At 34.5% G+C, this 15,101-nt stretch carries 14 protein-coding genes; 1 reads left to right on the forward strand and 13 read right to left on the reverse strand.

What is annotated here, in order from left to right:
- Position 1 precedes the first annotated feature (1 nt).
- From argF to RBR53_10465, 7 genes are read right to left on the reverse strand one after another with little or no spacing between them, the layout of a single operon-like run.
- On the reverse strand, positions 2-943 hold the full coding sequence (gene argF / locus RBR53_10435) for an ornithine carbamoyltransferase (GenBank protein MDY0133070.1): 942 nt from the start codon (positions 941-943) through the stop codon (positions 2-4).
- Positions 944-960: 17 nt separating this feature from the next.
- Positions 961-2,151, reverse strand: coding sequence for an aspartate aminotransferase family protein (locus tag RBR53_10440; GenBank protein ID MDY0133071.1), 1,191 nt, complete (start codon positions 2,149-2,151; stop codon positions 961-963).
- On the reverse strand, positions 2,139-3,050 hold the full coding sequence (gene argB, locus RBR53_10445; protein MDY0133072.1) for an acetylglutamate kinase: 912 nt from the start codon (positions 3,048-3,050) through the stop codon (positions 2,139-2,141). Before argB ends, RBR53_10440 begins: the two co-directional genes overlap by 13 nt.
- Positions 3,051-3,065: 15 nt before the next feature.
- Positions 3,066-4,415, reverse strand: coding sequence for an ATP-dependent protease ATPase subunit HslU (hslU, locus tag RBR53_10450; GenBank protein MDY0133073.1), 1,350 nt, complete (start codon positions 4,413-4,415; stop codon positions 3,066-3,068).
- Between the two features lie 13 nt (positions 4,416-4,428).
- Entirely contained in the window at positions 4,429-4,971 is a 543-nt protein-coding gene (gene hslV, locus RBR53_10455; GenBank protein ID MDY0133074.1) for an ATP-dependent protease subunit HslV, read from the reverse strand.
- Positions 4,972-4,991: 20 nt separating this feature from the next.
- Entirely contained in the window at positions 4,992-5,891 is a 900-nt protein-coding gene (locus RBR53_10460; GenBank protein ID MDY0133075.1) for a tyrosine-type recombinase/integrase, read from the reverse strand.
- Between the two features lie 5 nt (positions 5,892-5,896).
- Entirely contained in the window at positions 5,897-6,472 is a 576-nt protein-coding gene (locus tag RBR53_10465; protein MDY0133076.1) for an HAD hydrolase-like protein, read from the reverse strand.
- Between the two features lie 198 nt (positions 6,473-6,670).
- Between RBR53_10465 and RBR53_10470 the strand changes: the two genes are divergently transcribed.
- Positions 6,671-8,086, forward strand: a complete 1,416-nt coding sequence (locus RBR53_10470) for a mannose-1-phosphate guanylyltransferase/mannose-6-phosphate isomerase (GenBank protein ID MDY0133077.1) — start codon at positions 6,671-6,673, stop codon at positions 8,084-8,086.
- Positions 8,087-8,150: 64 nt separating this feature from the next.
- Here RBR53_10470 and RBR53_10475 read toward each other — a convergent pair whose 3' ends face one another.
- From RBR53_10475 to pth, 6 genes are all read right to left on the reverse strand, one after another.
- A complete protein-coding gene (locus RBR53_10475; GenBank protein ID MDY0133078.1) occupies positions 8,151-8,765 on the reverse strand; it encodes an SGNH/GDSL hydrolase family protein in 615 nt (204 codons plus the stop codon).
- A 135-nt stretch (positions 8,766-8,900) separates the two neighbouring features.
- Complete coding sequence (locus RBR53_10480) at positions 8,901-10,085, reverse strand: pyridoxal phosphate-dependent aminotransferase (protein MDY0133079.1); 1,185 nt, start codon at positions 10,083-10,085, stop codon at positions 8,901-8,903.
- A gap of 14 nt (positions 10,086-10,099) precedes the next feature.
- Positions 10,100-11,236, reverse strand: a complete 1,137-nt coding sequence (gene tgt / locus RBR53_10485; protein ID MDY0133080.1) for a tRNA guanosine(34) transglycosylase Tgt — start codon at positions 11,234-11,236, stop codon at positions 10,100-10,102.
- 71 nt (positions 11,237-11,307) lie between these two features.
- A complete protein-coding gene (gene queA / locus RBR53_10490; protein MDY0133081.1) occupies positions 11,308-12,378 on the reverse strand; it encodes a tRNA preQ1(34) S-adenosylmethionine ribosyltransferase-isomerase QueA in 1,071 nt (356 codons plus the stop codon).
- 100 nt (positions 12,379-12,478) lie between these two features.
- Complete coding sequence (locus RBR53_10495; protein ID MDY0133082.1) at positions 12,479-14,491, reverse strand: sodium-translocating pyrophosphatase; 2,013 nt, start codon at positions 14,489-14,491, stop codon at positions 12,479-12,481.
- Between the two features lie 25 nt (positions 14,492-14,516).
- Positions 14,517-15,089, reverse strand: coding sequence for an aminoacyl-tRNA hydrolase (gene pth / locus RBR53_10500; protein MDY0133083.1), 573 nt, complete (start codon positions 15,087-15,089; stop codon positions 14,517-14,519).
- Positions 15,090-15,101 lie beyond the last annotated feature (12 nt).

The following is a 15,101-nucleotide window of genomic DNA, read 5'->3' on the forward strand; positions in this document are numbered from 1 at the left end:
ATTACCTCTGTTGTTGTTTTAAATTATTAGTAATAAAAATATCCAGAATAGCTTTGTGCATATGAAGTTTGTTTTCTGCTTCATCAAAAATTATTGACTGGTTTCCCTCCATTACTTCATCACTTATTTCCTCACCTCTATGGGCTGGAAGACAATGCATTACAGAACAATCTTTTGCTGCATGGCTTAAAAGACTGGAATCAACACAAAAGTTTTTAAAAACCTTTTCTCTTTCTTTTTGTTCTTTTTCCTGTCCCATGCTTGCCCAGACATCTGTATAAATTATATCTGCATTTTTTACAGCTTCTTTTGGATCTCTGAAAATTTTTATATTTTTATTTACTTTAACTGCATTTTCAAAAATTTCTTTATCAGGATCATAGCTTTTTGGGATTGCAAGGCTTAATTCAAAGCCTAAAATCTTAGCAGCATTTATCCATGAATGAGCAACATTATTTCCATCCCCAATCCATGTAAACTTAAGATTTGAAAGATTATCAATTCCGCCTTTATGCTCTGCAGCAGTCATTAAATCACTTAAAATCTGGCAGGGATGATAAATATCTGTAAGAGCATTTATAACAGGAATTTTGCTATGCTTTGCAAATTCTTCAACTAGTTCCTGACCATAGGTTCTTATAACAAGAATATCACAATATCTTTCAAGAACCCTTGCTGTATCTTTAACAGGCTCACTTCTGCTCATCTGGGTTGCCCCCGAGCTTAAAAACATAGGATGTCCGCCAAGCTGGGCAAAAGCAACTTCAAAGGAAACTCTTGTTCTTGTGGAGGCCTTATCAAAAATAAGTGCCATTGTTTTTGAAATAAAAGGCCTGTCTATTATACCTTTTTTAAACCTTGACTTCAGCTCAATAGCTCTTTTAATAAAAAAATTAAGCTCTTCTTTTTTTAATTCTCCTAAATGAAGCAGATCCTTTTTCAATTTAGCCTCTGTTTTATTTAAAGTTCCCCAAAAACAATGTCTGCAGTTTTTGCAAACATCTCAATTGTTTCATTATCTATTATTAAAGGCGGAGAAAGTCTTATTATATGTCCTTGAATTATGTTTATTAAAAAACCTTTTTCATAAAACTTTTTTACAAGGGATTCCACCTCAATATTTTTATCAAGTTCAACCCCAATTAAAAGACCAAGTCCCCTGACATCTTTGATGAACTTATGTTTTTCCTTTAATTTCATCATTAAATCAAGTAAATATCTTCCTTTTTCCAAAGCTTTTTCACACAAATTGTCCCGTTGTATAATTTCAAGCACTTTATCTGCTGCTGCACATGAAATTGGATTGCCTCCAAAAGTAGTGCCATGGGAGCCTGGGCCAAAGGACTGCATTACATGGTTGGAAGCAAGCATACAACCAATTGGCATTCCATTTCCAAGAGCCTTGGCAAGGGTCATTATATCTGGAATTACATCATAATTTTCATAACAAAAAAGCTTGCCTGTTCTTCCAACCCCTGTTTGGATTTCATCAAAAATAAGTAAAATATGATTTTTGTCACAAAGTTTTCTAAGATCTTTTAAAAATTTTTTATCAGCAGGTATTATTCCGCCCTCACCCTGAACAGGCTCGAGCATAATTGCACATGTTTTTTCACTTACAAGTTTTTTTACAGATTCAATATCATTGAAAACAGCGTAATCAAAACCTTCCGGAATTGGAGCAAAACCTTTTTTGATTTTATCCTGACCTGTTGCTGCTATGGTTCCAAGGGTTCTTCCATGAAATGAATTTAAAAAAGTTATAATTTTATTTTTATGAATTCCATAATTGTCACAGCCGTATTTTCTTGCAAGTTTAATTGCAGCTTCATTTGCTTCAGCTCCTGAATTTGCAAAAAAAACCCTGTCTGCAAAACTTGAATCAACCAGCTTTTTAGAAAGATTTGTCTGGGGCAATGTATAATAAAGATTTGAAACATGAAAAAGCTTTTCAGCCTGATTTTTTACAGCTTCCACAACTTCAGGATGACAATGACCAAGGCTGCATACTGAAATACCTGAAAAAAAATCATAAAATGAGCGGCCTTTTTCATCATAAATTTTAAGACCTTCACCCCGCTCTATCATAAAAGGATAACGTGCGTATGTATTGGCAATATTTGAATCTGAAACTTCAATCAATTCTGACATGAAAACACCTCTGTACCTATACCCTGGTTAGTAAAAAGCTCTAATAAAATAGCATGGCTTTTTGTTCCGTTTATAATCTGAGCTTTCGAAACTCCTGATTCAACGGCTTTTAAAGCACATTCAATTTTTGGAATCATACCCCCGACAATTTCTTCTGAATCTATCATTTCCTTGGCTTTAATTGAGTCTATTGATGAAATAAGATTTTTATTTTTATCTAAAACACCGTCAACATCTGTCATAAGAATAAGTCTTCCCGCACCAAGGGCTGAAGCTACTTCAGACGCAACAATATCAGCATTTATATTATATGTTTCACCGTTTTTACCAACTCCAACAGGCGCTATTACAGGAATAAATCCTTTATCTGAAAGAGTTGTTATAATTTCAGGTCTTATTTCAACAACACGTCCAACCATTCCCGGATCTAAAATTTCAGGAGGTTTATTTTCATCTGATTTTTGAAAAATCTGCATTTTTTCAGCAAGAATAAGTCCTCCGTCTTTTCCTGTAAGCCCAACACATTTTCCGCCTTCGCCCGAAATAAGGGTTACTATTGATTTGTTCACCTTTCCGCCCAAAACCATTTCAACAACATCCATGGTTTCTTCATCGGTAAATCTCATTCCTTTGATAAACTTTGTTTCAATTCCCATTCTTTTTAAAACATTGTTAATCTGGGGACCGCCTCCATGAACAACTACAGGATTTATCCCGATAAACTTTAAAAGAGTAATATCTTTTGCAAAATCATGCTTTAATTTTTTATCTACCATGGCATGACCGCCATATTTTATAACTATTGTCATGCCTGCAAATTTTCTGATGTATGGCAAAGCTTCAACCAGTATATCAGAAACCTTTGCAGGTGAGCCTGAATCAAAAATTGTATCTGTCATCTTCTTTTTCTTTTCTTATAAAATGTATCTGCTTAAATCCTGATTGTTTTTAATGTCAGAAAGCTTATCTTTAACAAAAGCACTGTCAATTTCAATATCTTTCTCGTCTATATCAGGAGCCTTGTATAAAATTTCTTCAAGAAGCTTTTCCATTATAGTATGAAGCCTTCTTGCTCCTATGTTTTCTGTTCCTGCATTGACTTCTTCTGCTATTGTTGAAATTTCTCTTACAGCATCATCTGTAAAGGAAATTCTTATATTTTCAGTTCTTAAAAGAGCAATATATTGCAGGGTAAGGGCATTTTGAGGCTCGGTAAGAATTCTATAAAAATCATCTGCTCCAAGGGAGTCAAGCTCAACTCTTATGGGAAATCTTCCCTGGAGCTCAGGAATAAGATCTGATGGTTTTGAAATATGAAAAGCACCTGCTGCAATAAAAAGGATATGATCAGTTTTAACATTCCCATATTTTGTAACCACAGTACTTCCCTCAACAATGGGAAGAAGGTCCCTTTGAACACCTTCCCTTGACACATCAGGGCCTGTTCCACCTGTTCTTCCTGTAACCTTGTCTATTTCATCAAGAAAAATTATTCCAGACTGCTCTGTGAGCTCAATTGCCTTTTTTGAAACTGATTCCATATCAATTAAAGAAGCTGCTTCATCATCTTCAATAATTTTAAGGGCATCTTTTACCTTCATTTTTCTTTTTTTAGTATTCTTGGGAAAAATATTTCCCATCATGTCCTTAAAATTAAATCCAAGCTCTTCCATTCCCATATTGGAAAAAACTTCAACCATTGGAGTTGAGCGTTCATTTACCTCAACTTCAACTTCTCTTTCATCAAGTTTTCCATTTTCAAGCATTTTTCTTAATTTTTCTCTTGTTTTTTCCCGGGTTTCAGCAGTTTCAACAATATCCATTGAATTTTGCTCTTCGCTTTGCCCTGAACCGGGAAGAAGAAGATTTAAAACCTTTTCCACTGCAATTTCCCTGGCTTTTTCCCTTACTCTTTCCTCTTCACTTGTTTTGACCATTGAAATTGCTGTATTTAAAAGGTCTCTAACCATTGACTCCACATCTCTTCCCACATAGCCCACTTCAGTAAATTTTGAAGCTTCCACTTTTACAAAAGGAGAACCTGTAAGTCTGGCAAGTCTTCTTGCAATTTCAGTTTTACCAACTCCAGTAGGCCCGATTAAAATTATATTTTTAGGAGAAATTTCATCTCTTAAATCCTCTTCAACATGACGTCTTCTCCAACGATTTCTAAGTGCTATTGCAACAGATTTCTTGGCATTTTTCTGCCCGATTATATATTTATCCAGTTCCTGTTCAATCATGGCTGGGGTAAGGTTAAGCATAATAAATTTCCCTTTATTTTTTTTCTATTTTTTCTATTGTAAAATTTGTATTTGTATAAATACAGGTTTCTGCTGCTATTTTCATTGCACTTAAAACAATATCTTCAATATCCATTTTGGTATTTCTAAAAAGTGCAATAGCTGCTGATTGTGCTGAAATACTTCCAGAACCTATGGAAATAACCCCATCATCTGGTTCAATCACATCTCCTGTTCCTGAAATCAAATATGTATTTAAATCATCAGCTGCTATCATCATTGCTTCAAGCCGTCTTAAATACTTATCTGTTCTCCATTCTCTTGCCAGCTCAACAGATGCTCTTGTAAGATTTCCGCTGTATTGCTCAAGTTTTGCTTCAAGCCTTTCTGTTAAAGTAAAGGCATCTGCGGTTGCTCCTGCAAAACCCACAATAATTTTATCGTTGTATATTCTTCTTACTTTTTTTGCATTTTTTTTTATTGCAGAATTTCCCAAAGTTACCTGACCGTCTCCTGCAACAACAACCTTATTATCTTTTCTTATACTTAAAATTGTAGTTCCCTTAAATTTATCCATCTTACAAACTCCTAACTTCCCTAATTCCTTGGGTGTGATTTGTCGTAAACTTCCATTAATCTATCCATGGTGACATGGGTGTACTTTTGTGTGGTTGAAAGGCTTTTATGATTTAAAAACTCCTGAATAAATCTTAAATCAGCCCCGTTATCAAGCATATGGGTTGCAAAACTATGCCTTATTTTATGGGGAGAGGTTTTAAAATGAAGCCCGGCTTTTAATATAAGTGCATCAAGAATTCTTGCAATGGATCTTGCTCTTATTCTTGTTTTAAATCTGTTTAAAAAAAGAGCTCCTTCAAGTTTTTTATTAATTTCCATTTCAACAAGCTCAATATAGTCTTTAACAAATTTTAAAGCCTTTGAAGAACAAGGAATTATTCTTTCCTTTCTTCCTTTTCCAAAAACTTTTATAAATCCAGAATCAAAAATATCATCAACATTTAAACCAACAAGCTCAGACACCCTTATTCCTGTTGAATACATCAATTCAAAAACAGCCTTATTTCTTGCATCAAGCCAGGTTTTTACAGAAATAGAATCAAGAAAATAAAACATATCGTCAATTCCAATAAAAGAAGGAATTGTTTGCGGAAGCTTTGGAAGGCTTATCCCTGTACATGGATTTTTCTTTACCAGATCTATTTTAAGAAGATAATTGTAAAAAGAAGCAAGAGAAGCAATTTTTCTTCTAATTGAAGAAGGCTTATATTTTTTTGAATGGAGAAAATAAAGGTAATTCCTAACCTGATCCTTTTCTATATCTTCAGGATTTAACTGACTGAAATTATTTTTAATATAGAAATAAAAGTCTTTTAAATCCCTGTGATATCCTGTGATTGTATGGGCACTTGAATTCTTTTCCGTTTCAAGAAAAGACAAAAATTTTAAAACAAGTTGATTCCATTCCTGATTTTCCATTTTAATCAACCAAAAAGGTTTGAAATTTCAGACCAGGATTTTACTTCAATAAAATCATTTGGAAGTCTGTTCCAGGGCTGTACAAAAACAATGGGCTCAAATCCTTCTTCCTTTAAATGGAAACAGGTTTCTATCCTGTCTTCGATAAGGTGTTTTTTATTAAAATCATGCAAAGCCTTTGTTTTTGAATTGAAATCTCCGGTTGCAACAACCTCAAATTTTTTTTCATTAATGTTAAGATAGTGGTTAACCCAGAGTTCAACAGGTTTTTTTTCAGGTCTTGCTGTTATAATTAAAAGTTTTTCCCCTGATTCAACAAAATTTGTTAAAACATCAACAGCACCTTTAATGGGCTTTAGAAACTTATAACAATCCTCACTGATTATTTTAAATCCTATGTCCATTAAAACCTCATCTGAAACATCAAGGCATTTTCTAAGATCATAATTGGTAATATCTGAAATTGAAATATCCCCTCTATCATAGTCTTTTTTTAAAAGAGACACAAAAAGTGTCATTGTATCAGCTATTACTCCGTCAAAATCAAAGGCAATTTCTTCCCTGTCTATTTTAATTTTCACTTTTTTCCCTAAAAACTTTATTAAATGGTTAAATAAAACAAAACTTATTCACATAAACCTGGAGTGTCAATTAAATATATCTTAATTTAATATTGACTGAATTTTAAATTAACAGATAATAATTATAAATTGATCTGTTCATTTAAGAAGTTAATCCTTAAAAAATAAATTACAAATTATAAAAGCAATGGAGAAATTATGCTTATTCCAGTAATTCTAGCCGGTGGTTCAGGTACAAGGCTCTGGCCTCTTTCAAGAAGACTGTATCCAAAACAGCTAATTGAACTTACATCTACAAAAACCATGCTTCAGGAAACAATTTTAAGGCTGGAAAACATAGAAAATCTTTCAGACCCTATAATAATCTGCAATGAAGACCATAGATTTATGGTTGCAGAACAATTAAGGCAGATCAATATAAACAATCCTTCAATAATTTTAGAGCCAATTGCCAAAAACACAGCTCCTGCAATAGCGGTTTCAGCAGTAAAAGCACTTGAACTTGACTTGGACCCCACTTTAATTGTTCTTCCAGCTGATCATTATATAGGAGATATGGAAACCTTTAAAGAAAGTATTAAAACCGGATATGAGGCTGCAGAAAAAAATCTTGTAATAACATTTGGAATTGTTCCTTCCTCTCCTGAAACAGGTTATGGATATATTAAAAAAGGATCTTCAGTATCAGGGGCTGTTTCCATGGTTGATAAATTTGTTGAAAAACCTGACCTTGAAACTGCAAAAAAATATCTTGAATCAGGTAAGTATTTATGGAACAGCGGAATGTTTATTTTCAAAGCAAAAACAATTATTGAAGAATTTGAAAAAAACTCTCCTGAAATTTTAAAATGTGCAAAAGCCGCTGTTAAAAAAGGGCAGACAGATCTTGACTTTATGAGGCTTGATAAGGAAAGCTTCAGCCTTTCACCTGAAGATTCAATAGATTATGCAATAATGGAAAAAACAACCCGGGCTGCTGTAATTCCAATTTCATGCCAATGGAATGATCTTGGGTCTTTTGAAGCTTTATGGCAGACAAAAGAAAAAGATGAAAACAACAATGTCACTTCAGGAGATGTTTATCTTTCAGATGTAAAAAACTCTTATCTTCATTCCACCTCAAGAATTGTTGCAGCTGTTGGAGTTGAAAATCATGTTATAATTGAAACCTCAGATGCTGTTCTTGTTGCATCAAGGGATAAGGTTCAGGATGTTAAAAAAATAGTTGACCAGCTTAAAAAAGACAAAAGAGATGAACCTGATATTCACAAAACAGTTTACAGACCCTGGGGAAATTACGAAACAATTGATATTTCAGAAAGATTTCAGGTTAAAAGACTTACAGTAAAACCCGGAGAAAAACTTTCAGCACAAAAACATCACCATAGAGCAGAACACTGGGTTGTGGTGAAAGGAACTGCTGTTGTTACAAGGGGAGAAGATGAAATTCTTTTAAAAGAAGATGAGTCAATTTATATTCCACTTGGAACTTTGCACAGACTTTATAATCCAGGTAAAATTCCCCTTGAAATAGTTGAAGTTCAATCTGGAAGCTATCTTGGGGAAGACGATATTGTAAGATTTGATGATATTTACGGAAGATCACCCAAATAAAATTATTTAATAAATTTAAGGGATAAATTTTATCCCTTAAACCAAAGCAGGTTCCAATTATTATTTATTGGTTTTTCTTAATATAATCAGCGTAAAATGAGCCAATAAATTCCTGTCCACAATTATTTGGATGAATATCTATTGCCAAATTATCATAATAAATTCCACCCCTGGGATCAAAATCAGGCTGATTTATAAGACTTTCAATAAAAAAAGAGGATTTAAAATCAAATTTTTTGGCAATTTCTGAGATTTTATGGCTTAGATAAAGAGCTCTTTTTTGTTCTATTCCGCCTTGTTCAAAAGGAGGAAAACCACACCAAATAAGATTTAAGCCCATTTTATGAAGTTTTTCAAAAAGAATAAAATACTGGTCAAAAAAATCAGCTTCACCCATTGAATAAGGATATCTTAAAATCCCGTTTTCATCAAAGTGGTTTGCTCCCACGCACAAAAACAAAATATCTGGAAAATATTTATTAAAAAGACTGGCTGATAATTTTATCAAATCAAAAACACCTGCTCCTGGAAATCCCAGGGGATTTTCTCGTCCCTTGAAAACAGGTTTTATTCCTGATTGTTTTTCAAAAACCCTGAAACACCTTGATTCATAATCTGTTTGATATCCATAAAAAATAGAATCTCCAAAAAAACCTGAACTTAAATCCTTATTTACCATTTTAAATCTCTTTTAAACAAAATTATCTTGAACCCATTAAGATTGAATTTTTATTGTAGTTTTTCAGCCTGATATTAAAAACTGATAGCTTAAATATATTTTGCCGATAAAAAACCGGCAAAATATAGATAAATCTTATTTTTTACATTTATCAATTGCAGCTTTAAATCCCTTGATGGAATTTTCAATAACAGAATCTGAAACACAAAATGACAACCTGAAATGTCCTGGTACTCCAAATCCTGAACCCGGAACTGCCAGCACTTTTTCTTCCTGAAGAATTTTAACGAACTCAACATCGTCTGCTATGGGAGATTTTGGGAAAAGGAAAAAAGCTCCTTTGGGCTCAACAAAATCATAACCAGCTTCCCTTAACCCATCACATAAAATCTGTTTTTTTCTTTCATAGGCTTCAATATCTACCTTGGCACCCTGAATTTTTGCAACAACTCTTTGCATAAGTCCGGGAGCATTTACAAAACCAAGAATTCTATTGCATAATGCCATTCCATTAAACAGCTTCTCTTTGTCATCTGCTGTTGGTGAAATTGCAATATAACCTATTCTTTCCCCTGCCAAAGACAGCTCTTTAGAGTATGAACTTGCTACTATTGAATTTTTATATGCTCTTAAAACACCTGGAACCACAATATTATCAAAAGCAATTCTTCTATAGGGCTCATCAGAAATAAGATAAATTACTTTTCCAAACTCTTTACTTTTGGCTTCAAGAATCTCACCAAGTTTATCTAGTTCTTCTTTTGAGTAAATTACACCTGAAGGGTTGTTGGGTGAGTTTATCAAAAGGGCTCTGGTATCTTTTTTAATAGCTTTTTCTATTTCATTGAAATCAAGACCAAAGCTTTTGGTTGAAGGAACAGTAACAAGCTCTCCCCCGTGGTTATCTAGGTAAAAATCATATTCAACAAAATAAGGCTTTGAAACCACAACCTTTTCACCTGGATTTAAAATGGTTTTTAAAGTTACATTCAAAGCTCCTGCAGCACCGCAGGTCATTAGAATTTCATTTTCTGTTAAAGAAACTTCTTGATCAACAGAAGCAGATTTTGCAATTTCTGCTCTTACCTGGGGATAACCCGGATTTGGCATATATCCGTGAATTCCTTCGGTTTCTACAGCAGCTTCAACCATAAGAGCTTCCTGAAATTCTTTTGGAGGAGGAAGATTCGGGTTTCCAAGGCTTAGGTCAAATACCTTATCAGCTCCGTATTTTGCCTTCATTCTTGCACCTTCTTCAAACATTTTTCTTATCCAGGATGATTTCCCCATAAAAGACTCAATTTTTTCAGCTACAGCCATATTTCCTCCTTTAATTAATCATTTAATCCATCTATTCCCTTACTTCTTTCATCAAAAAATTGCTTTTTAAAACTTTTATATTCAGAATTTGAAACAGCATTCCTTATATTTTTCATAAGATCAAGATAATAATGAAGGTTGTGAATTGTGTTCAGTCTGTATGCCAAAAGCTCTTTTGACTTGTAAAGATGTCTTAAATATGACCTTGAATAATTTTGACAGGTTTGGCAGCTGCATTTGGGATCAATTGGCAAAGTATCTGACTTATATCTTGAATTGGAAATATTTAAATCCCCGCACCTTGTAAAAAGCTTTCCATTTCTGGCATTTCTTGTTGGCATCACACAATCAAACATATCTGCACCAAAACCTACAAGGGTTACCAAATCTTCAGGAGTACCTACTCCCATTACATATTTTGGTTTCTCAGGCGGAAGCATGGGAAGGTTGTACTCAGCAACTTCATACATAAGGGGTGGAGGTTCTCCAACGCTTAAACCTCCAATAGCAAACCCGCTAAAATCATTTTCACAGATTTCCTCTGCTGAAATTCTTCTTAAATCTTCAAACATTCCACCCTGAACAATTCCAAACAAAGCATTATTTCTTTTTTCATCCTGCTTCCATCTGTCAAAGCATCTTTTTGCCCATCTTGTAGTAAGATGAACTGCTTCTTTAACCTGCTTTTTTTCTGAAGGATATCCTAAACATTGATCAAGGCACATCATAATATCTGAGCCAATGCAAAGCTGAATTTCAATGGATTTTTCAGGAGTCATAAGATGGGCTGAACCATCTATATGCGATTGAAATGAATATCCTTTTTCAGTTATCTTAGAAAGCCTGGCAAGAGAAAAAACCTGGAATCCCCCGCTGTCAGTAAGAAGAGGTTTATCCCAGTTCATAAACTTATGGAGCCCGTCAAAAAGATTTAAAACTTCCATTCCAGGTCTTAAATAAAGATGGTAGGTATTCCCTAAAATAATCTGGGCATTAACATTTTTTACATCCTCAACACTTAAAGACTTTACACTTCCAAGGGTTCCAACAGGCATAAAAATAGGGGTTTCAATTTTCCCCCTTGATGTGGTTATTATTCCTGTTCTTTCATATTTATCTCCGCCGTTTTTTAAAACTTCAAAAGAAAACATTAGATATTACTCCAAAATTCATTAAATTTAAAATTCACTTACTTTTCAGTATAATTTAAAAGATTGTCAGTTTAAATCCTGGTTTCTAAAAACATAGAATCCCCATAACTAAAAAAACGATATTGATTTTCCACAGCTTCTTTATAAGCTTTTTTAATAATATCAAAACCTGCAAAAGCAGAAACAAGCATTAGCAGGGTACTTTTTGGAAGATGAAAATTGGTTATTATTGAATCAACAATTTTAAATTTATAACCTGGATATATATAAAGATCACAACAGCCTTCACCTGAACTTATAAATCCATTGTTTTCACAGGCAAATTCTAAAGTCCTCACACTTGTTGTACCAACAGCAATAATTCTTTTTCCTTTTTTAACAGCTTCATTTATTTTTAATGCATTTTCTTTGTCTATAAAATACTTTTCTCTATGAATATTATGTTCTCTTATATCATCGCATTCAACAGGACTGAAAGTTCCATATCCTACATATAAAGTTATTTCTGCAAAATCAGCACCTTTATTTCTTATTTTTTTCATAAGCTCATCAGTGAAATGTAGCCCTGCTGTGGGAGCTGCTGCTGCTCCTTTATTTTTTGCATAAACAGTTTGATATCTGAACTTATCAGATTCTAAGTTTTTTTTATTTTCTCTTTTAATATATGGAGGAAGCGGAAGTTCACCTGCAGTATCTATTTCTTTTAAAATATCATTTTTACTTTTAAATAAAATTTTTACTTTTTTACCATCAATTTCTTTTACTTCTGCAGTTAAATTCTCTGTGATAAAAATTTTTGAGTTTATTTTAGGCCTTCTTGAAGCTCTTACTAAACAAAAACATTCAAATACAGCTTTTTTTTCTAAAGACTTTAAACCTTCAAGGTAATCTAAAATAAGAATTTCTACCTTACCACCGGACTCTTTTTTACCAAACAGCCTGGCAGGTACTACTTTAGTATTATTTATAACAAGAAGATCATTTTCAGATAAAAAAGAACATATATCCTGAAATTTTAAATGCTTAAAGCTTTTATTGTTTCCGGGAACATAAAAAAGTCTTGACTGGTCTCTTTTTTCAGCAGGATTTTGAGCAATTAAGTTTTGAGGAAGATAAAAATCATAATCATTAATGGAATACATTTAACTATGCCGTAGTTTTATGAATTAAAAAAGGGAGAATGGAAATTTATCCATTCTCCCCAAAATACTTACTAAGACCTTAATCTAGATAAACCTAGGATTAGATAAGGAATGGTACCATAAGAACTGCAACAACGTTGATGATTTTGATCATTGGGTTGATTGCAGGACCAGCTGTATCTTTGTACGGGTCACCTACGGTGTCACCGGTAACAGCTGCTCTATGAGCATCACTTCCCTTACCGCCCAAGTTATCATCTTCAATATACTTTTTAGCGTTATCCCATGCTGCACCACCAGTTGCCATTGAGATAGCAACAAAAATACCAGTAACGATGGAACCGATAAGAAGACCGCCAAGAGCAACTTCACCAAGAAGAAAACCAACAATAATTGGTGCAAAAACTGGTAGAAGCGCTGGAACTATCATTTCTTTAAGAGCAAAACGAGTTACAATGTCAACACATGCTGCATAATCAGGCTTTGCTGTGTAATCCATAATTCCTGGGATTTCACGGAACTGACGACGAACTTCTTCTACAACAGCACCACCAGCACGACCAACAGCATTCATTGCTATTGAAGCAAAAAGGTAAGGTAGAAGTCCACCAAGGAAAAGACCAATCAGAACGTCAACGTTGGAAAGGTCAAATACCATTCTTACTCCATCACCGCCCTGGATAGCAAATTCTTCAACGTAGCAGGCAAAAAGTACAAGGGCTGCAAGACCAGCAGAACCAATTGCATAACCTTTTGTAACTGCTTTAGTTGTGTTACCAACAGCGTCAAGAGCGTCTGTTGTTTCACGAACTGAATCTTCAAGCTCAGCCATTTCAGCAATACCGCCGGCGTTATCTGTAATTGGGCCGTAAGCATCAATAGCGATAACCATACCAGTCATGGAAAGCATTGCAACAGCTGCAATTGCGATACCGATTAGACCTGCAAAGTAGTTTGCAACACCAATAGCAATACAAATTGCAATAACAGGAGCAGCAGTTGACTGCATTGAAACTGCAAGGCCAGCAATAATGTTGGTTCCGTGACCTGTTACAGAAGCCTGTGCAATATCTTTAACTGGCTTGTAAATACCTGTATAATACTCAGTGATAATAACAATAACAACTGTAAGGATAAGTCCTACAAGGGTACAATAGTAAATTTCCATTGCTGGCTCATCAATACCTACAACAAATTGCTTACATGCAAAATAGAAAGCTATGGCTGCAAGAATAGCTGCACCAAACATTCCTTTGTAAAGAGCACCCATTATATAATCGCTGCCTTTTCCAAGACGAACAAAAAAGCTTGCAACTATTGATGCGATGATTGAAATTGCACCAAGGATAAGTGGGAAAAGAACTATTTCAGAATCTCCGCCATACTGAAGGCTGAGTAGAAGCATAGCAGCAACAATAGTAACTGCGTATGTTTCAAAAAGGTCAGCTGCCATACCAGCACAGTCACCAACGTTATCACCAACGTTATCAGCAATAGTAGCAGGGTTTCTTGGATCATCTTCAGGAATACCAGCTTCAACTTTACCAACAAGGTCAGCACCAACGTCAGCACCTTTTGTAAAGATACCGCCGCCAAGACGTGCAAAGATAGAAATAAGAGAACCACCAAAACCAAGAGCTACAAGAGGTCCAACTTCTCCAGTTACTGTGTAAAAACCACCAACTGAAGCAAGAGCAAGACCAGCAACAATCATACCGGTAACAGTACCACCCTTAAAAGAAAGGGAAAGACCTGCGTTAAGTCCGTTTCTTGAGGCTTCTGCTGTTCTTACGTTAGCAATAACTGAAACTCTCATTCCAATGTAGCCTGCTAAAAAAGAAGCTACAGCACCAATTACAAATCCTACTGCATTCAATAAACCAAGAGCAAAGAAAAGAACTACTGTGATTATCGCACCAACAACTGCCATAGTTCTAAGCTGACGGTTTAGATAAGCAATAGCACCTTCTTGAATAGCGGCAGCAATTTCCTGCATTTTTGCGTTTCCAGCAGGAGCTCCCTTAACGACACCAGCAAGTATCAAAGAAAAAAGGATACCTGCGACCCCTACTAATGTACAAGTAAGAGCCAAGTTTGACATCACGAATTCCATACAATCCTCCTTAAAAAAGTTAAAACTACTTATTAAAATTATTCATACATGCCGTATAACCGTTGAAAATTATTTCTTCTGCGGCTTCTGCGGCTTTTTCAATCCCGTTATTTATTAATTCAATTTCATTTTTATCAAAATCATGAAGAACATATGAAACAACTTGTTCCCTTCGCTCAGGCCGGCCTATTCCAAGCTTGATTCTTCCAAACCGGTCAGTTCCCAAATTTTCTATTATTGATTTGACTCCGTTATGGCCACCGGCTCCACCATGTTTCCTAATACGTATTTTCCCTGGTGGCAAGTCTAAATCATCATAAGCAACAATTATTCTTGAAATGTCAACATCAAAATAGTTTGAAATTTCTCTTAAGGGAAACCCACTTTTATTCATATAAGAGAAAGGTTTGAGAAGAATAATGTCAACATTTCCTCTCTTGCCTTTCCCAAAAATTCCATTAAATTTTTTCTTATCAACAGAAATATTAAACAATTCAGAAAGCCTGTCAATAAGTTTAAATCCTAGATTGTGCCTGTTACCTTCATAACTTTGCCCGGGATTTCCAAGGCCGGCAACAAGCCATATTTTATCAGACATTTGTCCTGACTG

It is taken from the genome of Desulforegulaceae bacterium (assembly GCA_034006035.1).
Classification (GTDB): domain Bacteria; phylum Desulfobacterota; class Desulfobacteria; order Desulfobacterales; family JACKCP01; genus JACKCP01.